General features: G+C 68.1%; 18 protein-coding genes, 3 rRNA genes and 1 pseudogene. 17 read left to right on the plus strand and 5 right to left on the minus strand.

Annotated elements, in window-relative coordinates; genetic code table 11:
• The first annotated feature begins 70 nt into the window (after positions 1-70).
• Entirely contained in the window at positions 71-1483 is a 1413-nt protein-coding gene (argH, locus tag G6N14_RS06440) for an argininosuccinate lyase (protein ID WP_085133731.1), read from the plus strand.
• Between the two features lie 4 nt (positions 1484-1487).
• On the opposite strand, the gene G6N14_RS06445 is transcribed toward argH, so the two are convergent.
• Positions 1488-2144 (minus strand): biliverdin-producing heme oxygenase, encoded by a 657-nt coding sequence (locus tag G6N14_RS06445; RefSeq protein ID WP_085133717.1) that lies wholly within the window; start codon positions 2142-2144, stop codon positions 1488-1490.
• Between the two features lie 144 nt (positions 2145-2288).
• Here G6N14_RS06445 and G6N14_RS06450 point away from each other — a divergent pair, with 144 nt between their 5' ends.
• A complete protein-coding gene (locus G6N14_RS06450; RefSeq protein ID WP_085133732.1) occupies positions 2289-2957 on the plus strand; it encodes a M15 family metallopeptidase in 669 nt (222 codons plus the stop codon).
• 12 nt (positions 2958-2969) lie between these two features.
• Here the strand turns inward: G6N14_RS06450 and G6N14_RS06455 are convergent, their stop codons facing one another.
• Positions 2970-4760 (minus strand): ABC-F family ATP-binding cassette domain-containing protein, encoded by a 1791-nt coding sequence (locus tag G6N14_RS06455; RefSeq protein WP_085133733.1) that lies wholly within the window; start codon positions 4758-4760, stop codon positions 2970-2972.
• 114 nt (positions 4761-4874) lie between these two features.
• Here G6N14_RS06455 and G6N14_RS06460 point away from each other — a divergent pair, with 114 nt between their 5' ends.
• Together G6N14_RS06460 and G6N14_RS06465 are read left to right on the plus strand one after the other, a co-directional pair.
• Positions 4875-7862: an acyl-CoA synthetase gene (locus G6N14_RS06460; RefSeq protein WP_085133718.1), complete on the plus strand. Its 2988-nt coding sequence runs from the start codon at positions 4875-4877 to the stop codon at positions 7860-7862.
• Positions 7859-8092: a Trm112 family protein gene (locus tag G6N14_RS06465; RefSeq protein ID WP_085133719.1), complete on the plus strand. Its 234-nt coding sequence runs from the start codon at positions 7859-7861 to the stop codon at positions 8090-8092. The genes G6N14_RS06460 and G6N14_RS06465 overlap by 4 nt, the downstream gene beginning before the upstream one ends.
• Here G6N14_RS06465 and G6N14_RS06470 read toward each other — a convergent pair.
• From G6N14_RS06470 to G6N14_RS06480, 3 genes are read right to left on the minus strand one after another with little or no spacing between them, the layout of a single operon-like run.
• Positions 8058-8681, minus strand: a complete 624-nt coding sequence (locus G6N14_RS06470) for a TetR/AcrR family transcriptional regulator (protein WP_085133720.1) — start codon at positions 8679-8681, stop codon at positions 8058-8060. The two genes, G6N14_RS06465 and G6N14_RS06470, sit on opposite strands and share 35 nt — an antisense overlap.
• Positions 8678-9508 (minus strand): ABC transporter permease, encoded by an 831-nt coding sequence (locus tag G6N14_RS06475; protein ID WP_085133721.1) that lies wholly within the window; start codon positions 9506-9508, stop codon positions 8678-8680. Before G6N14_RS06475 ends, G6N14_RS06470 begins: the two co-directional genes overlap by 4 nt.
• Positions 9442-10200 carry an ABC transporter ATP-binding protein gene (locus G6N14_RS06480; protein ID WP_085133722.1) on the minus strand — a complete coding sequence of 253 codons (759 nt, stop codon included), beginning with the start codon at positions 10198-10200 and terminating at the stop codon, positions 9442-9444. The genes G6N14_RS06475 and G6N14_RS06480 overlap by 67 nt, the downstream gene beginning before the upstream one ends.
• A 63-nt stretch (positions 10201-10263) precedes the next feature.
• Between G6N14_RS06480 and G6N14_RS06485 the strand changes: the two genes are divergently transcribed.
• The 13 genes and pseudogenes from G6N14_RS06485 (at position 10264) to G6N14_RS06535 (ending at position 26043) form a co-directional block, all read left to right on the plus strand.
• On the plus strand, positions 10264-10875 hold the full coding sequence (locus tag G6N14_RS06485; protein WP_109559632.1) for a DNA-3-methyladenine glycosylase: 612 nt from the start codon (positions 10264-10266) through the stop codon (positions 10873-10875).
• Positions 10876-10892: 17 nt separating this feature from the next.
• Positions 10893-12161 carry a tyrosine--tRNA ligase gene (gene tyrS, locus G6N14_RS06490; RefSeq protein ID WP_085133723.1) on the plus strand — a complete coding sequence of 423 codons (1269 nt, stop codon included), beginning with the start codon at positions 10893-10895 and terminating at the stop codon, positions 12159-12161.
• A 401-nt stretch (positions 12162-12562) separates the two neighbouring features.
• Positions 12563-14097 (plus strand): 16S ribosomal RNA (locus G6N14_RS06495).
• A 361-nt stretch (positions 14098-14458) separates the two neighbouring features.
• A 23S ribosomal RNA gene (locus G6N14_RS06500) occupies positions 14459-17573 on the plus strand.
• Between the two features lie 122 nt (positions 17574-17695).
• A 5S ribosomal RNA gene (gene rrf / locus G6N14_RS06505) occupies positions 17696-17808 on the plus strand.
• The 16S, 23S and 5S rRNA genes sit together here, the layout of an rRNA operon.
• Positions 17809-18256: 448 nt before the next feature.
• A pseudogene (locus G6N14_RS20640) lies at positions 18257-18955 on the plus strand (tetratricopeptide repeat protein); the annotation flags it as partial.
• 36 nt (positions 18956-18991) lie between these two features.
• Positions 18992-20002 carry an HAD hydrolase-like protein gene (locus G6N14_RS06510; RefSeq protein ID WP_337333755.1) on the plus strand — a complete coding sequence of 337 codons (1011 nt, stop codon included), beginning with the start codon at positions 18992-18994 and terminating at the stop codon, positions 20000-20002.
• A 14-nt stretch (positions 20003-20016) separates the two neighbouring features.
• A complete protein-coding gene (locus G6N14_RS20520) occupies positions 20017-20193 on the plus strand; it encodes a hypothetical protein (RefSeq protein ID WP_165756899.1) in 177 nt (58 codons plus the stop codon).
• An 8-nt stretch (positions 20194-20201) separates the two neighbouring features.
• Positions 20202-21005 carry a TlyA family RNA methyltransferase gene (locus tag G6N14_RS06515; protein WP_085136861.1) on the plus strand — a complete coding sequence of 268 codons (804 nt, stop codon included), beginning with the start codon at positions 20202-20204 and terminating at the stop codon, positions 21003-21005.
• A complete protein-coding gene (locus tag G6N14_RS06520) occupies positions 21002-21928 on the plus strand; it encodes an NAD kinase (RefSeq protein ID WP_085136862.1) in 927 nt (308 codons plus the stop codon). Before G6N14_RS06515 ends, G6N14_RS06520 begins: the two co-directional genes overlap by 4 nt.
• Positions 21929-21941: 13 nt before the next feature.
• On the plus strand, positions 21942-23744 hold the full coding sequence (gene recN, locus G6N14_RS06525) for a DNA repair protein RecN (RefSeq protein WP_085136863.1): 1803 nt from the start codon (positions 21942-21944) through the stop codon (positions 23742-23744).
• Positions 23745-23898: 154 nt separating this feature from the next.
• Entirely contained in the window at positions 23899-25080 is a 1182-nt protein-coding gene (gene steA, locus G6N14_RS06530) for a putative cytokinetic ring protein SteA (protein WP_046320129.1), read from the plus strand.
• A gap of 21 nt (positions 25081-25101) precedes the next feature.
• Positions 25102-26043 carry a copper transporter gene (locus tag G6N14_RS06535; RefSeq protein WP_085136864.1) on the plus strand — a complete coding sequence of 314 codons (942 nt, stop codon included), beginning with the start codon at positions 25102-25104 and terminating at the stop codon, positions 26041-26043.
• Positions 26044-26081 lie beyond the last annotated feature (38 nt).

Here is a 26081-nt window from a genome sequence, read left to right on the forward strand (position 1 = left end):
TGCCTCTGCGGGTGCGATTCTGCGTCTGGTGGCCGGGCAGGCCCGGCGAACACTGCTGGAGGATGACCATATGAGCACCAACGAGGGATCATTGTGGGGCGGCCGGTTCGCGCAGGGGCCGTCGGCCGCGCTGACCGCACTGAGCAAATCGACGCACTTCGACTGGGTGCTGGCTCCCTACGACATCGCCGCGTCCAAGGCGCATGCGAAGGTGCTCTACGACGCCGGTCTGCTCACCGCCGAGCAGCGTGACGGGCTGCTGGTCGGCCTGGACAGCCTCGGCGAGGACGTCGCCGACGGCAGCTTCGGGCCCCTGGTCACCGACGAGGACGTGCACGGCGCGCTGGAACGCGGTCTGATCGACCGGGTGGGTCCGGAGCTGGGCGGCAGGTTGCGCGCCGGGCGGTCCCGCAACGACCAGGTGGCCACCCTGTTTCGGCTGTGGCTGCGCGACGCGGTGCGCCAGGTGGCCGCCGGGGTACTCGACGTGGTCGAGGCGCTGGCGCAGCAGGCCGCCGCCCACCCCGCCGCGATCATGCCGGGCAAGACGCACCTGCAGTCCGCGCAGCCGGTGCTACTGGCGCACCACCTGCTGGCCCACGCCCACCCGCTGCTGCGCGACGTGGACCGCATCGCCGACTTCGACGCCCGCGCAGCGGTGTCCCCGTACGGCTCGGGTGCGCTGGCCGGCTCGTCGCTGGGCCTGAACCCGGACGCCATCGCCGCCGAACTCGGCTTCACCGCGGCCGCGGACAACTCGATCGACGCCACCGCCGCGCGCGATTTCGCCGCGGAGGCCGCCTTCGTGTTCGCGATGATCGCCGTCGACCTGTCCCGGCTGGCCGAAGACATCATCTTGTGGAGCTCCACCGAATTCGGCTACGCCGTGCTGCACGACTCCTGGTCGACCGGCAGCTCGATCATGCCGCAGAAGAAGAACCCCGACATCGCCGAACTGGCCCGCGGCAAGTCCGGCCGGCTGATCGGCAACCTCACCGGTCTGCTGGCCACCCTCAAGGCCCAGCCGCTGGCCTACAACCGGGACCTGCAGGAGGACAAGGAGCCGGTGTTCGACTCGGTGGCGCAGCTGGAGCTGCTGCTGCCCGCGATGGCCGGCCTGGTGGGCACCTTGCGGTTCGACACCGAGCGGATGGCCGCACTGGCTCCGGCCGGCTACACGTTGGCCACCGACATCGCCGAATGGCTGGTGCGCCAAGGCGTCCCGTTCCGCGTCGCACATGAGGCGGCGGGCGCCGCGGTGCAGGCGGCGGAGCAGCGCGGCGTCGGCCTGGACGAACTGACCGATGCGGAGCTGGCTGCCATCAGCGCCGACCTCACTCCGCAGGTGCGCGAGGTGCTGACCGTCGAGGGCTCGGTGGCCTCCCGCGATGCCCGCGGCGGGACCGCGCCGGTACGGGTGGCCGAGCAGTTGGCGGGCCTGCGGGAGCGTGCCGCCGACCAGCGTCGCTGGCTCAACGGCTGACGTCTCAGCGCCGATACGCCGCCAGGTTCCCGGCCAGCTCGTCGAACAGATCCTGGTTCAGCCCGAACGCGAACCTGACCTCATCGACCACCCCGTCGATCTCGTCGGGTGTCAGACCGAGATTGTCGAGGCGGGCACGGTAGGCGTCCTTGTACGGTTTCGCCCGCACCGGGAACTCATAGAACGCCAGGCCGGCGCCGCCGAGGGAGAACGTGCGGTCCAGCACGCGCCCGACTGCCTGGCCGCCGGATAGATCCCCGAGATAGCGCGTGTAGTGGTGGGCCAGCAACGCGCTGTTCGAAGCGGCGCCGATCCGGTCGCAGTAGGCCTGGACGGCGGGCGAATCGACCTCCGGAACGGCTCCACCGGTCCAGAACTGCAGGTCGGCCTCGATCGCCGAAAGCCGTTCCAGCGCGGGGTCATACACCGACGCGACGAGTGCGTCCTCGCGATTCGCGCGCACCGCGGCCTCCAACGCGGCATAGACCATCCGTAACCGCGACAAATAGTCGACGTAGCCCTGTTCGTTGACCCTGCCGCCCATCAGCTCTGACACAAACGGTGAGGCCTCGGCAGCGTCGTGGGCCGCCTGCGATCCCTCCCGCATCGCGTTGGACAACGAACGGACGGCATCGGGGTCCACCGGGGCCTGCAGCGACATTTCCCATCCATTCCCTGGTCGATCCGAGCGCGCCGCTCATCAGCGTAATGAACCCGCCCCCGCCGACACCGATCCCGGTGCGTCATCCGGTGCGTCGCGTTGGGCTAGCGTGAGCGGATCAACGGCAGCCGGACCTTGTGCACCCTGAGGCGCGCCGCGACCGCGGGCGCGGCCTGCCTGGTGCTGGCGCAGTGCGGCGCCGCGCCGTCGCCGGGCACCGCGCCGGCCACCGCACCGCCGCCGGGCGGACAAGCCGGCATCGAGCCCGTCATCGAGGCCGTCACGGCCGCCGACCTCGGCGCCACCTGGCGACCGGGCTGCCCGGTCGGCCCGGAGCAACTGCGGCGCGTCACGCTGACCCACCTCGGGTTCGACGCCCAGCCGCACCGCGGCGAGCTGATCGTGCACCAGGAGCTGGTCGGGGCCGTGATCGCGGTGTTCGAGCGGCTCTACCGGCTGGACTTCCCGATCGAGAAGATGCGGCCGGCGGTGGCCTACCGGGGCGGCGACGACGAACTGTCGATGGAGGACAACAACACCTCGGCGTTCAACTGCCGGCGCATCCCGGGCTCCGGCAACTGGGCGCTGCACGCCTATGGCCGCGCCATCGACGTCAACCCGCTGCTGAACCCGTCGGTCGATCGCGACGGGTTCGAGCCGCACACCGCCGCGACCTATCTGGATCGCGCCAGTAGCGCACCGGGACTGCTGCATGCCGGTGACGCCGCGGTCCGCGCCTTCACCGACGCGGGCTGGACCTGGGGCGGAAATTGGCGCTCGCCGGTGGACTACCAGCATTTCGAGCAGCGCTGAGCACCGCGGCGGTCATTCGACCAGGTCCGAGAGTTCCAGCCAGCGGCTTTCCTGCTCGGTGACCTCGGCTTCCAGCGTCCGCAGTTCGCGGGTGAGTTCGGCCAGGCCCACGTGGTCGGACTGGTCGTGGTCGGCCAGCTGGTGATGCTTGGCGTCGATCTGCTCGGCCAGTTTCGCCAGCCGGCGGTCGACGGCGGCCAGGTCCTTCTGCGCGGTACGCAGCTGGGCCCCCGACAGCGGGCCGCCGGCGGCGGCGGGCGCGGCGGGGCGCGCGGCCGGTGCCCGGCGCATCTCGGCGGCCAGCTGCAGATACTCGTCCACACCGCCCGGCAGGTGCCGCAGCCGCCCATCCAGGATCGCGTACTGCTGGTCGGTGACCCGCTCCAGCAGATACCGGTCGTGGGAGACCACGATCAGGGTGCCCGGCCAGGAATCCAGCAGGTCCTCGGTGGCGGTCAGCATGTCGGTGTCGACGTCGTTGGTGGGCTCGTCGAGCACCAGCACATTGGGCTCGGCGAGCAGGGTGAGCATCAGCTGCAGCCGCCGGTGCTGGCCGCCGGAGAGCTCACCGACCCGGGCCGAGAGCTGTGCGCTGCCGAACCCGAGACGCTCCAGCAGCTGCGCCGGACTCATCTCTTTGCCGTCGACCTGGTAATCGTTGCGCAGCCGGCCCAGCACGTCGGCCACCCGATCCCCGGCGAGTGACGCCAGCTCCGCCGACTGCTGGTCCAACATGCCCAGGCGCACGGTCTTACCGCGCTTGACCCGGCCGCTGTCGGGCACCACCGTCCCGGCGATCAGACCCAGCAGGGTGGACTTCCCGGCGCCGTTGGCCCCGACGATCCCGGTGCGCTCACCGGGGCCGATCCGCCACTCGATGTCACGCAGCACCGGCTGGGCGTCCACGGACGCCCCAAAAGACACAGTCACGTCCAGCAGGTCGATCACGTCCTTGCCCAGCCGTGCGGTCGCCAGTTTCATCAGCTCGACGTCGTTGCGCAGCGGCGGGACGTCGGCGATCAGCGCGTTGGCGGCTTCGATGCGGAACTTCGGCTTGGAGGTGCGGGCCGGGGCCCCGCGGCGCAACCAGGCCAGCTCCTTGCGTAACACATTCTGGCGCCTGGCCTCGCTCGCCGCGGCCATCCGGTCGCGCTCCACCCGCTGCAGCACGTAGGCCGCGTAGCCGCCCTGGAACGGCTCCACGATGCGGTCGTGCACCTCCCAGGTGGTGGTGGCCACCTCGTCGAGGAACCACCGGTCGTGGGTGACCACCAGCAGGCCGCCGCTGTTGCGGGCCCAGCGCTGCTGCAGGTGCCGCGCCAGCCAGGTGATGCCCTCCACATCGAGATGGTTGGTCGGCTCGTCGAGGCAGATCACATCCCACTCGTCGATCAGCAGCGCCGCCAGCTGGGCTCGCCGGCGCTGCCCGCCGGACAGCTCCGAGATGGTTGCGTCCCACGCGATGTCGGCCACCAGCCCGTCGACCACGTCCCGGATCCGCGGGTTGGACGCCCATTCGTGGTCGGCCTGCTCACCGACCAGCGACGCTCCCAGCGTGCGGGCGGGGTCGAGGGTGTCGGCCTGGTCCAGCAGCCCGACGCGCAGGCCGCTGCGCCGGGTGACTCGGCCCGAGTCCGGGGTCACCGCCCCGGCCAGCAGCCGCAGCAGCGACGACTTGCCATCCCCGTTGCGGCCGACGATCCCGATCCGGGCGCCGTCGTTGACCCCCAGGGTCACTGAGTCCAACACCACACCGGTGGGGTAGCGCAGGTGAAGGGCCTCAGCTCCGAGCAGGTGTGCCACCGCAGGAACGGTACTGCCTGCCCGTTGCCGAATGGTGAACCAGCCGGACCGGCGGGACTGATGTGCCAGAATGTGCACGTCATTTGATCGGGCGCGAAGTGTAGGGGAGCAGCGGTGGATCTGAACTTCTCGGCCGTCAGCCGGCCGGTCGAATGGCTGATGGCCACCGCGCAGAACGGCCTGGAGGTGCTGCGCTGGGGCGGTCTGGAGACCGGCACCGTCCCCTCGCCGTTCCAGATCGTCGAGAGCACCCCGATGTACAAGCTGCGGCGGTACTTCCCCCCGGACAGCCGGCCGGGACAGCCGCAGCCCGGACCGCCGGTGCTGCTGGTGCACCCGATGATGATGTCGGCGAACATGTGGGACGTCACCCAGGAGGAGGGCGCGGTCGGGATCCTGCACGACGCCGGCCTCGACCCCTGGGTGATCGACTTCGGCTCGCCGGATCAGATCGAAGGCGGCATGCGCCGCAACCTGGCCGACCACATCGTCGGGCTCAGTCAGGCCATCGACACCGTCGCCGAGACGACCGGGCGCGACGTGCACCTGGCGGGCTACTCCCAGGGCGGCATGTTCGCCTATCAGACCGGTGCGTACCGGCATTCGAAGAGCATCGCCAGCATCATCGCGTTCGGTTCGCCGGTGGACACCCTGGCCGCCCTGCCGATGGGCGTCCCGCCTAACATCGCCGCCAACGTGGCCGGCTTCATGGCCGACCACGTCTTCAACCGGCTGGACATCTCGGGCTGGCAGGCCCGGGTGGGCTTCCAGATGATGGACCCGCTCAAGACCGCCAAGGCCCGCATCGACTTCATGCGCCAACTGCACGACCGGGAGGCGCTGCTGCCGCGGGAGGCCCAGCGGCGCTTCCTGGAGTCCGAGGGCTGGATCGCCTGGTCGGGTCCGGCGATCTCCGAGCTGCTCAAGCAGTTCATCGCCCACAACCGGATGATGACCGGTGGTTTCGCCATCAACGGGCAACTGGTCACGCTGACCGACATCACCTGTCCGGTGCTGGCGTTCGTCGGCGAGGTCGACGACATCGGGCAGCCGGCGGCCGTGCGCGGCATCCGCCGCGCCGCACCGGATGCCAAGGTCTTCGAATACCTGCTGCGGGCGGGGCATTTCGGTTTGGTGGTGGGCTCCAAGGCCGCCGAGCAGACCTGGCCGACGGTGGCGCGCTGGGTGTTGTGGCAGTCCGGGCAGGGTCCGCAGCCGGCCGGGGTGGCGCTGATGTCCGAGCAGCCCGCCGAGGGAGCCAAGAGCGGCGGCGTCGCGATGACCTCGCGGATCGCGCACGGCCTGGGCGAGGCCTCCGAGGTGGCCCTGACGCTGGCCCGCGGCGCCGCCGACGCCCTGGTGGCGGCGCAGAAGTCGGTGCGCACCATAGCGGTGGAGACCGCCCGGACCCTGCCGCGGCTGGCCCGGCTGGGGCAGATCAACGACCACACCCGAATCTCGCTGGGCCGCATCATCGATGAACAGGCCGCCGACTCACCCGACGGCGAATTCCTGCTCTTCGACGGGCGGGTGCACACCTACGAGGCGGTCAACAAGCGCATCGACAACGTGGTCCGCGGCCTGATCGAGGTCGGGGTGCGCCAGGGCGACGATGTGGGCGTGCTGATGGCCACCCGGCCCAGCGCCCTGGTGGCGATCGCAGCACTGTCCCGGCTGGGCGCGGTGGCCGTGCTCATGCCGACCGACGGGGATCTGCTGCCCGCGGCCCGGCTGGCCGGCTTCTCCGACATCATCGTCGACCCCGACACCCTGGACCTGGCCGGCGACGCCGCCCGCGAACTGGGCTGCCAGGTGCTGGTGCTCGGCGGCGGTGAAGCCCGCGACCTCGACCTGCCGACTGACCTCAACGTCGTCGACATGGAGCAGATCGACCCCGACGCGGTGGAACTCCCCGGTTGGTACCGCCCCAACCCGGGCTTCGCCCGCGACCTGGCGTTCGTGGCCTTCGGCAATGCCGGCGGCGAGCTGGTGGCCAAGCAGATCACCAACTTCCGGTGGGCGCTCTCGGCTCTCGGCACCGCCTCGGCGGCGGCGCTGGGGCCGAACGACACGGTGTACTGCCTGACGCCGCTGCATCACGAGTCCGGGCTGTTGGTCAGCCTCGGCGGCGCGGTGGTCGGCGGGGCGCGCATCGCGCTGTCGCGGGGGCTCAATCCGGACCGGTTCGTCGCCGAGGTGCGCCGGTACGGGGTCAGCGTGGTGTCCTACACCTGGGCGATGCTGCGCGAGGTCATCGACGACCCGAACTTTGTCCTGCAGGGCAACCACCCGGTGCGCCTGTTCATCGGCTCCGGTATGCCCATCGGCCTGTGGAACCGGGTCACCGAGGTGTTCGCGCCGGCCAACGTGGTGGAGTTCTTCGCCACCAAGGACGGTCAGGCCGTGCTGGCCAACGTCTCCGGCGCCAAGGTCGGCAGCAAGGGCCGCCCGCTGCCCGGCGCGGTGGAGGTGGAGCTGGCCGCCTATGACTCCGAGCTCGACCTGATCCTGGAAGACGACCGGGGCTTCGTGCGTGTCGCCGAGACCGACGAAGTCGGGGTGCTGCTGGCCAAACCGCGTGGGCCGATCGACCCGGCGGCGTCGGTCAAGCGCGGCGTGTTCGCCCCGGCCGACACCTGGATCTCCACGGAGTTTCTGTTCCGGCGCGACGCCGACGGCGACTACTGGCTGGTGGGCGGGCGTTCGTCGCGCATCGCCACCGACCGGGGGATCGCGTTCCCGGTCGTCATCACCGATGCGCTCAGTGCGGTCACCGGCGTCGACCTGGGGGTGACCTACCGGGTGCCCACCGAGGGCCGCGACCTGGTGGTGTCGGCGGTCACGGTGCAGGCGGGCGCCACGATCACCGCCGCCGACCTCACCGAGGCGATGGCGGCCATTCCCGCCGGTAACGGGCCCGACCTGATCCACGTGGTGCCCAACCTTGCGCTGAGCACCGTCTACCGTCCGGTGGTCGGCGGCCTGCGGGAGGCCGGGCTGCCCAAGGCCGGACGCAACGCCTGGTATTACGACGCCACCAGCCGGCAGTTCAAACGCCTGACCGCCGCGGTGCGCGCCGAACTGGCCGGCGGCCGCCCGTGATCCCGCAAGATCTGCTCGACATCCTGGTGTGCCCGGCCGACCGCGGCCCCCTGCTGTTGGTGCAGCGCTCCGGTGGCTCCGTCGAACAGGCGCTTTATAACCCACGGCTGCGCCGGGCTTACCGGATCGACGACGACATCCCGGTGTTGTTGATCGACGAGTCCGAACCCATCGGCGACGAGGAGCACGCCGCGCTCATCGCCCAAGCGGGTCCGGCAGCTCCCCAGTGAGATAACGCTGCAGGGTCGGGCCGATCATCGCCACGATCTCGCGCGCCGGAAGCGAGGCGATGGGCTCCAGCCCGACGATGTAGCGGGCAACCACGACCCCCATCAGCTGGCTGGCGGCGAACTCGGCGCGCAGTACGCCGGTCCCGGCCGGTTCGTCGACGCGCGGGGCGAGTTCGGCCACCACGATGTCGCGGAAGAACGACCGCGCCAGCGGTACCTCCGCCCCGGTGAGCAGCGAGCGCAGCGCGGCGATCAGCCCGGTTCCGGTCTGCGAATCCCACAGCGGCAGAAGCAGTTCCGGCAGTGCGTGCCCGAGGTCTTCCACCGGGGTCTGCCGCAGCGGCCCCAGCACCATCATCGGATCGACCGGCAGTTCGACTGCGGCGGCGAACAGCTGCTGCTTGGTGCCGAAGTAGTGGTGTACCAGCGCCGCATCCACGCCGGCCCGGGCCGCCACCGCCCGGATCGCGGTGTTGGCGAAGCCGTTGGCGGCGAACAGCTCCCGGGCGGCGGTCAAGATCCTCTCGCGGGTGTCCGAGGCGCCCGACGGGCGCCCCGGCCGGCGCCCGGGCGATGCGGCGGGCGTCACGGTGTCTGCCGCCGCAGGGTGACCGCGGCCAGGCCCAGTGCGGCGACGGCGAACGCCAGCACGATGGCGATGTCGCGCACCGCGGTTCCGGTCAGATCCGGGTGTGCCGCCACCTGCTGAAGCGCGTCGAGGGCGTAGCTGGCCGGCAGCGCGTTGCTCACCCAGTGCAGCCAGTCCGGCATCGCCGCCCGCGGCACGATGATTCCGGCCAGCAGCAGTTGCGGCACCATCACCAGCGGGATGAACTGGACGGCCTGAAACTCGGTGCGTGCGAACGCGCTGCACAGCAGGCCCAGGCCGACTCCGAGCACCGCGTTGATGATGGCGATGCCGAACACCCAGGCCGGGCTGCCCGCGGTGTGGAAATCCAGCAGCCAGAACGCGACGACGCACGCCAGGGTGGCCTGGGCGGCCGCCGCGACCGAGAACGCCGTCCCGTAGGCGGCAAGGAGGTCACCCCGGCGCAGCGGGGTGGTCAAGATGCGCTCCAGGGTTCCCGACGCACGTTCGCGCTGCATGGTGATCGCGGTGATGACAAACATCAGGAACAGCGGAAACAGGCCCAGCAGGATCAGGCAGGCGGCGTTGAACGGCGACGGCGTGCCCGGCGGATGGACGGCGTCGGTGAGCATGAAATACATCAGGGCGATGACCAGGCTGGGGACCAGCAGGATCATCGCGACGCTGCGGTGGTCGCCGGCGAGCTGTCGCAGGATTCGCAGCGTGGTGGCCACGAAGGGCCGCGGTGCCAGCAGCGCGCTCAGCCTGCCCGGAGCGCGGTGGTGCGCCGGATGACGCACAGGAACGCCTCCTCCATCGACGTACATCCGGTCTCCTCTCGCAGTCGTAGCGGTGTGGTGCGCGCCAGCAGCCTGCCTTCGCGCATCAGCAGCAGATCGCCGCAGTGGTCGGCCTCGTCCATCACATGGCTGGACACCAGCAGCGTCGTGCCGCGCCGGGCCAGCGCGCCGAACTGCTGCCAGAGTTCGGCGCGCAGCACCGGGTCCAGGCCGATGGTCGGTTCGTCGAGCACCAGCACGTCCGGCCGGCCGACCAGCGCGCAGGCCAGCGAGACCCGGGCGCGCTGCCCGCCGGACAGGTTGGCGCAGTAGTCGCTGCGGTGTTCCTGCAGATCCACGGCGGCGATCGCCTCGTCCGCCTCGCGGGAGTCCGCTCCGGCCAGGGCCGCGAAGTACCGCACGTTGTCGAGCACCCGCAGGTCGTCGTAGATGGTGGCATCCTGCGGCATGTAGCCGACCCGGCGGCGCAGCTCCCGCGAGCCGGCCGGGCTGCCCAGCACGTCCACCCGGCCGCCGGTGATGCGCTGGGTGCCGACGATGCAGCGGATCAGGGTGGTCTTCCCGCAGCCGGACGGCCCGAGCAGACCGGTGATGGTGCCCGGTGCGATCTGGACCGAGAGGTCCTGCAGCACGGGGCGCTTGCCGCGGATCACGCGCAGGTGATCGACGGAGATGGCCGGAGCGTCCCCCGAGAATTCACCACGCGATGAAATCATCATGTGATGAATAATCGGCCCGGCCCGGCGCCCTGTCAAGGGCCGGGACCAGGCAGAATTCCCCGCGTGAACGCTGTGCGGCTGGCCGTGGATCCGCTCACGGCCGCCCAGCGCCTGCTCGGCGCCACCATCAGCTGCCGCGGCGTGGACGCGACGATCGTCGAGGTGGAGGCCTACGGCGGCGTGCCGCACGGCCCCTGGCCGGACCCGGCGGCGCATTCCTACGGGGGGCCCACGGCGCGCAACGCGGTGATGTTCGGTCCGCCCGGGCGCCTGTACACCTACCGCAGCTACGGCATGCACGTGTGCGCCAACGTGGTCTGCGGCCCGGACGGAACGGCCGCCGCGGTGCTGCTGCGGGCGGCGGTGGTCGCCGCGGGTGAGCCGGTGGCTCGCGGCCGGCGCGGCGAGGTGTTACCGCGGGAGGCGCTGGCCCGCGGGCCCGGCAACCTGTGTTCGGCGTTGGGAATCACCATGGCGGACAACGGAATCGACTTGTTCGACCCGCGCAGTCCGGTGCGGCTGCGGCTTGGCGCGCCGCTGGCCGCGCAGGCCGGACCGCGGGTGGGCGTCAGCCGCGCCGCCGACCGGCCCTGGCGGCTGTGGGCAGCCGGAACGCCCGAAGTCTCGGCCTACCGACGCAGCCCGCGGGCACCGGCGCCGGGCGCCTCGGACTGATCCGGGAAAATCAATCCATGCCGATGACGATTCTCGACGAGCTGAGCTGGCGCGGGCTGATCGCCCAGTCGACCGACCTGGACGCACTGACCGCCGAGGTGACCCGCGGGCCGATCACGGTCTACGCGGGCTTCGACCCGACTGCCCCGAGCCTGCACGCCGGGAATCTGGTGCCACTGCTGGCGCTGCGCCGCTTCCAGCGGGCCGGGCACCGGCCCATCGTGCTGGCCGGCGGCGCCACCGGGCTGATCGGCGACCCCCGCGACAGCGGCGAGCGCACCCTCAACACCGCGGACACCGTGGCGCAGTGGTCCGAGCGGATCCGCGGACAGCTGGAGCGCTTCGTCGACTTCGACACCGGGCCGACCGGCGCGGTGGTGGTGAACAACCTGGACTGGACTGCGCCGTTGTCAGCGGTGGAGTTCCTGCGCGATGTCGGCAAGCACTTCTCGGTCAACGTGATGCTCGACCGCGACACCATCCGGCGCCGCCTCGAGGAGGGCATCTCCTACACCGAGTTCAGCTACATGTTGTTGCAGGCCAACGACTACGTGCAGCTGCACCAGCGCTACGGCTGCGCGCTGCAGATCGGTGGCTCCGATCAGTGGGGCAACATCATCGCCGGCGTCCGGCTGGTGCGCCAGAAACTGGGCGCGACCGTGCACGCACTGACCGTGCCCCTGGTCACCGCCGCGGACGGCACCAAGTTCGGCAAGTCCACCGGCGGCGGCAGCCTGTGGCTGGATCCGGAGATGACCAGTCCCTATGCCTGGTACCAGTACTTCTTCAACACCGCCGACGCCGACGTGATCCGGTATCTGCGCTGGTTCACCTTCTTGGCGGCCGAGGACCTGGCCGAACTCGAGGAGGCGACCGCGGCCCGCCCGCACGAGCGGGCCGCCCAACGCACCCTGGCGCGCGAGTTCACCACGCTGGTGCACGGGCAGGCGGCCACCGAGGCGGTCGAGCTGGCCAGCCAGGCGCTGTTCGGCAGGGGAGAGCTGTCCCGGCTCGACGAGGCCACCCTGACGGCCGCCCTGCAGGAGACGCAGGTGGCCCGCCTGGAACCCGGCGGCGCCGACGGCATTGTGGACCTGCTGGTCGCCACCGGATTGTCGCCCAGTCGCGGGGCCGCGCGGCGCACCATCGCCGAGGGCGGTGTGTCGGTGAACAATGTGCGCGTCGACAGCGAGGAATGGACGCCTGAGGCCGAGAATTTCCTGCATGGGCGCTGGCTGGTGTTGCGCCGCGGCAAGCGCAACGTGGCCGGGGTGGAGAAGGCCTAGATCAGGGGCCGGCTGGCCCTGCAGCGACCACCGGAGTTGATCTTGAAACGAGCGAAAAAAGCCTCTGACCAGCGGATTTGACTCCCTGTTTCACCTCGCGTAACTTTATCCACGTCGCAGAGACCCGGCCAAGCCGGGGGGAGCGACAAGCCCGCGGAGTCAAGCAAGATTCAAAGTGCGATTCCGGGGGTTTTCATCTGCCCGCACTGCCATTTAGCGGCTTTTAGCCGCGGGATGACTGCGCGTTCAGATGGGCGTGTTGTTTGAGAACTCAATAGTGTGTTTGGTGGTTTTTGTTTGTTGTTGTTTTTTGCCATGCCTTCGGCGCCCCGTGTTGGGGGTGTGGCGTTTTTTGATGTCAGTTTTTGACTGATGTTTTGGGATTGTTTCCAAATGGTTTTTGTTTGGAGAGTTTGATCCTGGCTCAGGACGAACGCTGGCGGCGTGCTTAACACATGCAAGTCGAACGGAAAGGCCCCTTCGGGGGTACTCGAGTGGCGAACGGGTGAGTAACACGTGGGTGATCTGCCCTGCACTCTGGGATAAGCCTGGGAAACTGGGTCTAATACCGGATAGGACCGCGCGCTTCATGGTGTGTGGTGGAAAGCTTTTGCGGTGTGGGATGGGCCCGCGGCCTATCAGCTTGTTGGTGGGGTAATGGCCTACCAAGGCGACGACGGGTAGCCGGCCTGAGAGGGTGTCCGGCCACACTGGGACTGAGATACGGCCCAGACTCCTACGGGAGGCAGCAGTGGGGAATATTGCACAATGGGCGCAAGCCTGATGCAGCGACGCCGCGTGGGGGATGACGGCCTTCGGGTTGTAAACCTCTTTCAGTATCGGCGAAGCTCCGTGGTTTTCTGCGGGGTGACGGTAGGTACAGAAGAAGCACCGGCCAACTACGTGCCAGCAGCCGCGGTAATACGTAGGGTGCGAGCGTTGTCCGGAATTACTGGGCGTAAAGAGCTCGTAGGTGGTTTGTCGCGTTGTCCGTGAAAACTCACAGCTTAACTGTGGGCGTGCGGGCGATACGGGCAGACTAGAGTACTGTAGGGGAGACTGGAATTCCTGGTGTAGCGGTGGAATGCGCAGATATCAGGAGGAACACCGGTGGCGAAGGCGGGTCTCTGGGCAGTAACTGACGCTGAGGAGCGAAAGCGTGGGGAGCGAACAGGATTAGATACCCTGGTAGTCCACGCCGTAAACGGTGGGTACTAGGTGTGGGTTTCCTTCCTTTAGGGATCCGTGCCGTAGCTAACGCATTAAGTACCCCGCCTGGGGAGTACGGCCGCAAGGCTAAAACTCAAAGGAATTGACGGGGGCCCGCACAAGCGGCGGAGCATGTGGATTAATTCGATGCAACGCGAAGAACCTTACCTGGGTTTGACATGCACAGGACGCCGGTAGAGATATCGGTTCCCTTGTGGCCTGTGTGCAGGTGGTGCATGGCTGTCGTCAGCTCGTGTCGTGAGATGTTGGGTTAAGTCCCGCAACGAGCGCAACCCTTGTCTCATGTTGCCAGCACGTAATGGTGGGGACTCGTGAGAGACTGCCGGGGTCAACTCGGAGGAAGGTGGGGATGACGTCAAGTCATCATGCCCCTTATGTCCAGGGCTTCACACATGCTACAATGGCCGGTACAAAGGGCTGCGATCCCGTGAGGGTTAGCGAATCCTTTAAAGCCGGTCTCAGTTCGGATTGGGGTCTGCAACTCGACCCCATGAAGTCGGAGTCGCTAGTAATCGCAGATCAGCAACGCTGCGGTGAATACGTTCCCGGGCCTTGTACACACCGCCCGTCACGTCATGAAAGTCGGTAACACCCGAAGCCGGTGGCCTAACCCTTGTGGAGGGAGCCGTCGAAGGTGGGATCGGCGATTGGGACGAAGTCGTAACAAGGTAGCCGTACCGGAAGGTGCGGCTGGATCACCTCCTTTCTAAGGAGCACCATGTTCCCCCGTCCCCACACCTGTGGGATGAGTGCGGTTGGGATATTTTTCGCCGGCGCCTGTAGTGGGTGGCCGGTGGTGCAGATTATTTTGACAACAGCAGCAGCTTTGATCACCGACCGCCAGGAACGCTTGTTTCTGGTGGCCGGCCCCGTTTTCGGGGCTGGGCACACTGTTGGGTCCTGAGACAACAGGCCCGTTTTTCGCCTCCGTGTGGGGTGGGTGTGTTGTCGCTCCATCTTGGTGGTGGGGTGTGGTGTTTGTTTTGTGGATAGTGGTTGCGAGCATCTAGCAAGCAAGACTTTTGGTCTTGTTTGTTTTTGCAATTTTTGTTTCTTGGTTTTTGTGTTTGTAAGTGTTTAAGGGCGCATGGTGGATGCCTTGGCATCGAGAGCCGATGAAGGACGTGGGAGGCTGCGATATGCCTCGGGAGCTGCCAACCGAGCGTGGATCCGAGGATGTCCGAATGGGGAAACCCGGCACGAGTGATGTCGTGTCACTCACTGGTGAATATATAGCCAGTGTGGAGGTAACGCGGGGAAGTGAAACATCTCAGTACCCGTAGGAAGAGAAAACAAAATGTGATTCCGTGAGTAGTGGCGAGCGAAAGCGGAGGATGGCTAAACCGTATGCATGTGATACCGGGTAGGGGTTGTGTGTGCGGGGTTGTGGGAGTGTCATGTCTGGTTCTACCTGACCGGAGGGCAGTGACAAAGTGTTGTGGTTAGCGGAAGTGGCCTGGGATGGTCTGCCGTAGACGGTGAGAGCCCGGTACGTGAAAACCCGACACCTGCCTTGTGATGTTTCCCGAGTAGCAGCGGGCCCGTGGAATCTGCTGTGAATCTGCCGGGACCACCCGGTAAGCCTGAATACTACTCGATGACCGATAGCGGATTAGTACCGTGAGGGAATGGTGAAAAGTACCCGGGAGGGAGTGAAATAGTACCTGAAACCATGTGCCTACAATCCGTCAGAGCCCTCCCTTGTGGTGGGGTGATGGCGTGCCTTTTGAAGAATGAGCCTGCGAGTCACCGGCACGTCGCGAGGTTAACCCGTGTGGGGTAGCCGCAGCGAAAGCGAGTCTGAATAGGGCGTATCACATCCGTTGGGGTGTGTGTAGTGGCGTGTTGTGGACCCGAAGCGGAGTGATCTACCCATGGCCAGGGTGAAGCGCGGGTAAGACCGCGTGGAGGCCCGAACCCACTTAGGTTGAAGACTGAGGGGATGAGTTGTGGGTAGGGGTGAAAGGCCAATCAAACTCCGTGATAGCTGGTTCTCCCCGAAATGCATTTAGGTGCAGCGTTGCGTGTTTCTCACCGGAGGTAGAGCTACTGGATGGCCGATGGGCCCTACTAGGTTACTGACGTCAGCCAAACTCCGAATGCCGGTGAGTATAAGCGTGGCAGTGAGACGGCGGGGGATAAGCTCCGTGCGTCGAGAGGAAACAGCCCAGATCGCCGGCTAAGGCCCCAAAGCGTGTGCTAAGTGGAAAAGGATGTGCAGTCGCTTAGACAACCAGGAGGTTGGCTTAGAAGCAGCCACCCTTGAAAGAGTGCGTAATAGCTCACTGGTCAAGTGATTGTGCGCCGATAATGTAGCGGGGCTCAAGCACACCGCCGAAGCCGCGGCAATCCGTAAGGATTGGGTAGGGGAGCGTCCTGCATCCGGTGAAGCCACAGAGTGATCTAGTGGTGGAGGGTGTGGGAGTGAGAATGCAGGCATGAGTAGCGATGAGGCAAGTGAGAACCTTGCCCGCCGAAAGACCAAGGGTTCCTGGGCCAGGCCAGTCCTCCCAGGGTGAGTCGGGACCTAAGGCGAGGCCGACAGGCGTAGTCGATGGACAACGGGTTGATATTCCCGTACCCGTGCGTGGGCGTCCCTGATGAATCCATTCTGCTAACCACCCAAAGGGTGGTCGATCAATCCCTTCGGGGAGCGACGATCACCGGCTGCGTGGGACCCGGGTGGGTAGTAGTCAAGCGATGGGGTGACGCAGGAAGGTAGCCGTACCAGTCAGTGGTAATACTGGGGCAAGCCCGTAGGAAGTCAGATAGGCAAATCCGTCTGACATATATTCCGAGAGGTGATGCATAGCCGTTTGCGGCGAATTCGGTGATCCTATGCTGCCAAGAAAAGCCTCTAGCGAGCACACACACGGCCCGTACCCCAAACCAACACAGGTGGTCAGGTAGAGAATACCAAGGCGTACGAGTGAACTATGGTTAAGGAACTCGGCAAAATACCCCCCGTAACTTCGGGAGAAGGGGGACCCTCATACCGTCATGGCCCTTGCGGCCGGCAGCGGGAGGGGGTCGCAGAAACCAGTGAGAAGCGACTGTTTACTAAAAAACACAGGTCCGTGCGAAGTCGCAAGACGATGTATACGGACTGACGCCTGCCCGGTGCTGGAAGGTTAAGAGGACCGGTTAACCCTTCGGGGTGAAGCTGAGAATTTAAGCCCCAGTAAACGGCGGTGGTAACTATAACCATCCTAAGGTAGCGAAATTCCTTGTCGGGTAAGTTCCGACCTGCACGAATGGCGTAACGACTTCTCAACTGTCTCAACCATAGACTCGGCGAAATTGCATTACGAGTAAAGATGCTCGTTACGCGCGGCAGGACGAAAAGACCCCGGGACCTTCACTATAGCTTGGTATTGATGTTCGATGCGGTTTGTGTAGGATAGGTGGGAGACTGTGAAACCCGCACGCCAGTGTGGGTGGAGTCGTTGTTGAAATACCACTCTGATCGTATTGGACCTCTAACTTCGAACCATGAAACTGGTTCAGGGACAGTGCCTGGTGGGTAGTTTAACTGGGGCGGTTGCCTCCTAAAATGTAACGGAGGCGCCCAAAGGTTCCCTCAACCTGGACGGCAATCAGGTGTTGAGTGTAAGTGCACAAGGGAGCTTGACTGTAAGACTGACACGTCAAACAGGGACGAAAGTCGGGACTAGTGATCCGGCACCCCCGAGTGGAAGGGTGTCGCTCAACGGATAAAAGGTACCCCGGGGATAACAGGCTGATCTTCCCCAAGAGTCCATATCGACGGGATGGTTTGGCACCTCGATGTCGGCTCGTCGCATCCTGGGGCTGGAGCAGGTCCCAAGGGTTGGGCTGTTCGCCCATTAAAGCGGCACGCGAGCTGGGTTTAGAACGTCGTGAGACAGTTCGGTCTCTATCCGCCGCGCGCGTCAGAATCTTGAGGAGACCTGTCCCTAGTACGAGAGGACCGGGACGGACGAACCTCTGGTATACCAGTTGTTCCACCAGGAGCACGGCTGGATAGCTACGTTCGGACAGGATAACCGCTGAAAGCATCTAAGCGGGAAACCTACTCCAAGACCAGGATTCTCACCCTTTAGAGGGATAAGGCCCCCGCAGACTACGGGATCGATAGACCAGACCTGGAAGCACCGCAAGGTGTGCAGGGAACTGGCACTAACCGGCCGAAAACTTACCAACACAAAGAAACAACGTGTTGCCCGCAACCACACCACAAACATGTGCAAACCCACACCCCACCACCAAACACACCCGGTGGCACGGTGAACGCAATCCCGCACCACCCAACAAAAAAATAGAGTTACGGCGGACATAGCGACAGGGAAACGCCCGGTCCCATCCCGAACCCGGAAGCTAAGCCTGTCAGCGCCGATGATACTGCCCACACGGGTGGAAAAGTAGGACACCGCCGAACACAACATAAAGCCCTGTGCCCCCCAAGAAATTGGGGGGCACAGGCATTTGTCCATAACTTCTCAGTGGTGCGCGAATCGATCGCGCGAATGCGACCGTGTCAAGAGGTCGGCGATGGCCGCCGTATCCTTTTCGGTAGCACTGATACGACCGGAGGGCACGAGGTGGCCGAACACGGCAATGGCGGCAACGGGCCGCGGGGCGGCAGAGGCGCCGGAGATGCCGGGCGAGGTAGCCGGCCCGCACAGTCCGGCGGCGGCTCCTTCCGCGGCACCGGCGATCAGCGCCGCACCCCCCGCAGCGCCGGGGGAGCAGGAGCACCAGACCGTGACCGCCGCCCGCGCCGCGACCACGACGGCAGCCCACGCCCGCCGCGGGACCGCGACGCCGGCCGCCCCCGTCGGGACAGTGACGCCGGCCGCCCCCGTCGGGACAGCGACCACACGCCGCGGCCGCCCCGGCCGGCCGGCGACGAGGCCGCGCACCGCTACGACGACCCGCCGCTGCCCGAAGGCGTGGAGCCCAAGCAGCTCGCGCCGGAAGTGCGCCGCGAGCTGAGCACGCTCAACCGGTCGACCGCTGATGCGGTGGCCTGCCATCTGGTGGCAGCCGGAATGCTCCTCGACGACGATCCCGAGGCCGCGCTGCGGCACGCCAAAGCGGCCCGGTCGCGCTCCACGCGGATCACCGCCGTGCGCGAAGCCGTCGGTATCGCCGCCTACCAGTGCGGCGACTGGTCGCAGGCCCTGGGCGAACTACGCGCCGCGCGGCGGATGGGCAGCAAATCCGCGCTGTTGCCGCTGATCGCCGACTGCGAACGCGGCCTGGGCCGTCCGCAGCGGGCCATCGAGCTGGCCACCGGCCCGGAGGCCGAGGAACTCGAGGGCGACGACGCCGACGAGCTGCGGATCGTCGCCGCCGGCGCACGTGCTGACCTGGGACAGCTGGAGCAGGCCCTGACCGTGTTGTCGGCGGCTCCCACCGATCCCGACCGGACCGGCTCCACGGTGGCCCGGCTGCACTACGCGCACGCCGAGACGCTGGTGGCGCTCGGGCGCGAGGCCGAGGCGCTGGAGTGGTACCTGCGGGCCGCGGCCGCCGACACCGAGGGCGTCACCGACGTCGAGGACCGAATCGCCGAACTCGGCGGCGGTGCGACCCTGGCCGAGGAATACGACTGCCTGCTGCTCGACCTGGACGGCACGGTGTTCCGCGGCGGCGAGCCGACGCCGGGCGCCGTCGACACCGTGGCCGGCCTGACCAGCCGGGCGCTGTACATCACCAACAATTCGTCCCGCGGTGCCGACGAGGTTGCGGCCCACCTGAACCGGCTGGGCTTTGCCGCCGCCGCCGAGGACGTGGCCACCAGCGGTCAGATCGCGGCCGGTCTGCTGGCCGGCCAGCTGCCACCCGGAGCGCGGGTGCTGGTCCTGGGCGCGCCGTCGCTGGCCGCGGAGATCGCCGCCGTCGGATTGGAGCCGGTGCGTCTGGCCGTCGACGAACCGGCCGCTGTGATCCAGGGGCTGTCCACCGAGACAGGCTGGGCCGAGCTGGCCGAGGCGGCCCTGGCGATTCGCGCCGGTGCGCTGTGGATGACGACCAACGTGGACAAGACGCTGCCCTCTGAACGCGGCCTGCTGCCCGGCAACGGCTCGATGGTGGCGGCGCTGCGGGCCGCCACCGACGCCGAGCCGCAGGTGGCCGGAAAGCCGGGACCGGCGCTGCTGACGGCCGCGCTGGCCCGCGGCGACTTCTACGCCCCGCTGGTGGTCGGCGACCGGCTCGACACCGACATCGCCGCGGCCAACGCCGCCGCGCTGCCCAGCCTGATGGTGCTCACCGGCGTCAACTCCGCGCGCGACGCGGTGGCCGCGGTCGCCGAGCAACGGCCCACCTACCTCGGCCACGACCTGCGGGCACTGAATATCGGCGCCGGCCGGCTGGCCATCGGCCCGCAGCCCTGCTGGGACGTCACGGTGGACGGCGCCACGCTCACCGTCAGCGCCGCCCAGCCCGAGGACGACGACGCCGACGGACTGTCGGTGGTCCGCGCGCTGGCCGCCGCGGTGGCCGACGCCGGGCTGGCCCGGCGGCCGTTCAGCGTCACGGCCGGAGACGACACCGCGGCTGCGGCCCTGCAGAAATGGTCCCTGCTCGGCACGTGGAACGACGTGGCCGCACCGGCCATGGACTAGCGTGAGTGACACCCATGAACAACGAGATTGAGGACGTGCGGTCCCGTGTCGCCGCGATGCTGGCCGAGTTGCCCGGCGAAGCCGAGCTGGCCGAACTGCCGGCGCACAGCGATCTCAACGCCCTGGCCCAGCGGCTCGAGGAAGCCCACCAGGTTCTGGTGCGGGCACTGGAGTCGGTAGAGAAGGGCTGAGGCTGGAAATGTCGCGGCGTGCGCGCGTCGACGCCGAACTGGTCCGGCGCGGATTGGCGCGGTCTCGCCAGCAGGCCGCCGAACTGATCGATGCCGGCCTGGTCACCATCGACGGTATCCGGGCGGTCAAGCCCGCCACCGCCGTGCCGGTGACCGCTGCGCTTGCGGTGATCGACGGCGAACGCACCTGGGTATCGCGCGGGGCGCACAAGTTGATCGGTGCGCTGGACCATTTCGGCATCGCGGTCGCCGGGCGCAACTGTTTGGATGCCGGCGCGTCCACGGGCGGCTTCACCGAGGTGCTGCTGGACCGGGGCGCGGCGCGGGTGGTCGCCGTGGACGTCGGCTACGGACAGCTGGCCTGGTCGCTGCGCACCGATGAGCGGGTGGTGGTGATCGAACGGACCAACGTCCGGGGCCTGACCCCCGAGATCATCGGCGGGCATGCCGAGCTGATCGTGGCCGACCTGTCGTTCATCTCGCTGGCGACCGTGTTGCCGGCGCTGGTTGGCTGCGCGTCACCGGACGCCGATATCGTTCCGATGGTGAAGCCGCAGTTCGAAGTCGGACGACAACTGGTGGGTTCCGGTGGGGTGGTCTCGGACCCGGCCCTGCGGGCCGACGCGGTCCTGTCGGTGGCACGGCGCGCCGGCGAACTGGGGTGGGGCACCGTGGCCGTCACCGCCAGCCCGTTGCCCGGGCCATCGGGCAACGTCGAATACTTTCTGCATCTGCGTGCGGCCACTGCGCAGCTCACCGGTGAGGCGTTGCAGGCGGCCGTGCACGACGCCGTCGCGAGGGGCCCGCAATGACCGATCGTCAACGGACCGTGCTGCTGGTGGTGCACAGTGGGCGCGAAGAGGCCACCGACACCGCCCGCCGCGTCGAGAAGGTGCTCGACGAACACGGCATCGCCCTGCGCGTGCTGACCGCTGAAGCCGTCGACAAGGGCGCGCTGCACACCGGCTCCGACGACGGCCGCGAATTCGGTGTCCAGATCGACCTGGTGGACCCCGACACCGGCGCCGCCGAGGGCTGCGAGCTGGTGTTGGTGCTCGGCGGCGACGGCACCTTCCTGCGCGCCGCCGAACTCGCCCGCAGCGCCGATATCCCGGTACTGGGCGTCAATCTGGGCCGGATCGGCTTCCTGGCCGAGGCCGAGGCCGACACCATCGACCGGGTCCTGGACCACATCGTCGCCCGCGACTACCGGGTCGAGGACCGCATGACGCTCGACGTGGTGGTGCGCGCCGACGGGGAGATCCTCGACAGCGGCTGGGCGCTCAACGAGGCCAGCCTGGAAAAGGGCCCGCGGTTGGGCGTGCTGGGCGTCGTCGTCGAGGTCGACGGGCGGCCGGTGTCGACGTTCGGCTGCGACGGGGTGCTGGTGTCGACCCCCACCGGCTCCACCGCCTATGCGTTCTCCGCCGGCGGGCCGGTGCTCTGGCCCGACCTGGACGCCATCCTGGTGGTGCCCAACAACGCCCACGCGCTGTTCGCCCGGCCCATGGTGACCAGTCCCGAGTCCACCATCGCGATCGAAGTCGAAAGCGACGGCCACAACGCGCTGGTGTTCTGCGACGGCCGCCGCAAGATGCTGGTGCCGGCCGGTGGGCGCCTGGAGGTGCAGCGCGGCGTGACACCGGTCAAATGGGCGCGGCTGGGCCGCTCGCCGTTCACCGACCGCCTGGTGCGTAAGTTCCGGCTGCCCGTCACCGGTTGGCGCGGACAGTAGGGGTTGGCGAGGGGTGCTGACTGAGATCCGGATCGAGTCCCTGGGGGCCATCAGCGCGGCCACCGCTGAATTCGATCGCGGCCTGACCGTGCTGACCGGCGAGACCGGCACCGGCAAAACCATGGTCGTCACGGGACTGCACCTGCTCGGCGGTGCGCGCGCCGACGCCAACCGGGTACGGTCCGGGGCCGCCCGTGCAGTGGTGGAGGGCAGGTTCTGCACCGCGGACCTGGCGCCGGAAGCCGCCGAGCAGATCGACGGCCTGCTGGAGGCGGCCGGGGCGGAGCGCGACGAGGACGGCACGGTGATCGCGGCCCGTTCGGTCAGCCGCGACGGCCCGTCGCGGGCCTACCTGGGCGGGCGGGGGGTCCCCGCCAAATCCCTGACGGGCTTCACCGGCAGCCTGCTGGCCCTGCACGGCCAGAACGACCAGCTGCGGTTGATGCGCCCCGAGGAGCAACGTGCGGCGCTGGATCGCTACGCCGCGGTCGGTGCCCGGCTGCAGCGCTACCGGACCGCGCGGGCGGCCTGGCAGTCGGCACGCGCTGAGCTCGTCGACCGCCGCGACCGGGCTCGGGAGCTGGCGCAGGAAGCCGACCGGCTGAGCTTCGCGCTGCGCGAGATCGATGCCGTGGACCCGCGGGCCGGGGAAGACGACGCACTGACCGCTGAAATCCGGCGACTGTCCGAACTCGACGCCCTGCGCGCCGCCGCCGCCGGTGCGCGGGCGGCCCTGGCGGGCGGTGCCGACGATGCGCTCGACGAGGCGGACGCACCGAATTCGGCCACCGACCGGCTGGGGCAGGCGCGGACGGCGCTGGCCGCCACCGACGACACCGACCTGCAGGCCCTCGGCGATCAGCTGGCCGAGGCGCTCACGGTGGTCGGTGACGTGGCCCGCGAACTCGGCGGCTACCTGCAGGATCTGCCAACGGGCACCGAAGCGCTGGACGCCAAGCTGGCCCGGCAGGCGGAGCTGCGCAATCTGACCCGCAAGTACGCCGCCGATATCGACGGCGTGCTGGCGTGGGCGGCGCAGTCCCGGGAGCGCCTGACCCAGCTCGACGTGTCCGAAGAAGCACTCGCCGAATTGGCCCGCCGTGTCGACGAACTCGGCGAACGGGTGGTCAAGGCGGCCACCGATCTCAGCGCCGCGCGGGCCAAGGCGGCCGGCGGCCTCGCCAAGGCGGTCAGCGCCGAGTTGTCGGGGCTGGCGATGGCCGATGCGGAGTTCAGCGTCGCGGTGCGCACCAGCCCGGCCGCCGCCGAAGACCCGGCCGCGTTGCGGTTGCCATCGGGCCAGACCGTGCACGCCGGCGCCGACGGTATCGACGAGGTCGAGTTCGGCCTGGCCCCGCACCGCGGCATGATGGTGCTGCCACTGGCCAAGAGCGCCTCGGGCGGGGAGCTGTCCCGGGTGATGCTGGCGTTGGAGGTGGTGCTGGCCACCTCGTCGTTGTCGGCGGCGGCGCGGCAGTCCGCGGGCACCACCATGGTGTTCGACGAGGTGGATGCCGGGGTGGGGGGCCGTGCCGCGGTGCAGATCGGCCGGCGGTTGGCGCGCTTGGCCCGCACCCACCAGGTGATCGTGGTGACGCACCTGCCGCAGGTGGCGGCCTACGCCGATGTGCACCTGATGGTGGAGCCCAGCGGGCGCGACGGCGCCAGCGGGGTGCGGCGGCTGGAGGCCGACGACCGGGTCGGCGAGCTGGCCCGGATGCTGGCCGGGCTGGGCGAGACCGACACCGCGCGGGCCCACGCCCGAGAGCTGCTGGACGCCGCTCAACAGGATCGGGGCGCAGGCTCGGACGCCTAGCGCGGCAACGGTTCAGCTCTTGCTGAGTTGGTGATTTCGGGCCGTATTGCACCCATCCCACTGCTGTGACTGATGTGACGTGATGTAACTTCTGAGGCTAGTGTTACGGCGCGCCTCCTGGGATTGCGCCGCGTTCGGGGCCAGAATCGCGCCCATGAAGATGCCTGCGCTGCTGTCTCGTAACACCGCCCGGCCCGGTCTTGTCGGCACCGCACGGGTCGATCACGACATCGACCGGCTGCTGCGCAGAGTGGGCCCCGGCGACATCGTGGTCCTCGACATCCTCGACCTGGACCGGATCACCGCCGACGCCCTGGTGGAAGCCCAGATCGCCGGGGTGGTCAATGCCTCGGCGTCGATCTCCGGGCGCTACCCCAACCTGGGTCCCGAAGTGCTGGTCGCCAACGGCGTCACGCTGATCGACGAAGCCGGGCCCACGGTGTTCAAGAAGATCCGGGACGGCGCCAAGGTGCGCCTCTACAACGGCGCCGTGTACTCCGGCGACCGTCGGCTGGCCCGCGGCGTCGAGCGCAGCGACGTCGAGATCGCCGACATGATGATCGAGGCCAAGACCGGCCTGGTGGCCCACCTGGAGTCCTTCGCCGGAAACACCATCGAATTCATTCGCAGCGAGAGCCCGCTGCTGATCGACGGCATCGGGATCCCCGAGATCGACGTGGACCTGCGGCGCCGCCACGTGGTGCTGGTCGGGGACGAAGACAGCGCCGCCGACGACCTCAAGTGCCTCAAGCCGTTCATCAAGGAGTACCAGCCGGTGCTGGTGGGCGTAGGCACCGGCGCCGACGTGCTGCGCAAGGCCGGGTACCGCCCGCAGCTGATCGTCGGCGACCCCGACCAGATGAGCGCCGAAGTGCTGCGCTGCGGCTCACAGGTGGTGCTGCCCGCCGACGCCGACGGTCACGCGCCCGGTCTGGAGCGCATCCAGGACCTCGGGGTCGGCGCCATGACCTTCCCCGCCGCCGGGTCCGCGATGGACCTGGCGCTGCTGCTGGCCGACCACCACGGCGCGGTGCTGCTGGTGACGGCCGGGCACACGGCCAACATCGAGACGTTCTTCGACCGAAGCCGCCAGTTGACCAACCCGTCGATGTTCATGACCCGACTCAAGGTCGGCGAGAAGCTGGTGGACGCCCGCGCGGTGGCCACTCTGTACCACAGCCGGATCTCGGCCGGCGCCATCTCGCTGCTGGTGCTGAGCATGCTGATGGCGATCATCGTCGCGCTGTGGGTCTCGCAGACCGACGCCGTGGTGCTCGAATGGCTCGGCAACTACTGGCACCAGCTGTCGCAGTGGCTGCGGCACTGGGTGACCTAGCAAATCGGAGGCGGCACCGCGATGATCACCCCTCGCTACCACGCGATGTCGCTGACGGCAGTGCTGCTGGCACTGGTGTTCGGCGTCGTGCTGGGTTCTGGACTGCTGTCGGGTCCCTTGATGGCCGGGCTGCAGGCGGACAAGCAGGACTTGCGGGACCAGATCGGTGCGCTGCAGCAACAGCACGACGACCTGGCTGACCGGCTGCGCGACGCCAACGATTTCGATACTCAGATGGCGCCCCGGATCGTGCGCGACGCACTGACCGGCAAATCGACGGTGATCTTCCGGGCGCCGGACGCCGCCGACGGCGACGTCGAGGCCGTCGCGCGGATCATCGGACAGGCCGGGGGAACGGTCACGGCCACCGTCACGCTGACCGACCAGTTCGTCGCCGGCGACGCCGAGGAGAAGCTGCGCGCCGTGCTGGAGTCCGGGATCGTGCCGGCGGGCGCTCAACTGAGCACCAACCTGACCGACCAGGACGCCCAGGCCGGCGATCTGCTCGGGATCGCGCTGTTGATCAACCGCAACCCCACCATCGCGCCCGCCGACGACGCCGCGCGGGAGACGGTGCTGGCCGCCCTGCGCGACACCGGCTTCGTCACCTACCCGCAGGAGCACATCCCGGCCGCCAACGCTGCGGTGGTGATCACCGGAGGCGCGCTGCCCGACGACGCCGGCACCCGTGGGCAGAGCGTGGCCCGGTTCGCCGCCGCCCTGGCCCCGCACGGCGCCGCCACGGTCCTGGCCGGCCGGGACGGGTCGGCCTCGGGCACCTCGGCGGTGGCGATGGCCCGCACCGATCCCGCAGTGGCCGCAGCGATCAGCACCGTCGACGACGTCGACATCGAAGCGGGCCGGATCACCACCGTGATGGCGCTGAGCAGCCTGATCGGCGGGGGCCGGCCGGGGCAGTACGGCATCGGCGAGGGCGCCGGGTCGGTGACGCTGGCGCAATAGCACGCCCGTCGCGCGGGCGTGACCGGGCGTGTCTGGAG

The sequence above is a fragment of the Mycolicibacter hiberniae genome, from assembly GCF_010729485.1.
Lineage (GTDB): Bacteria > Actinomycetota > Actinomycetes > Mycobacteriales > Mycobacteriaceae > Mycobacterium > Mycobacterium hiberniae.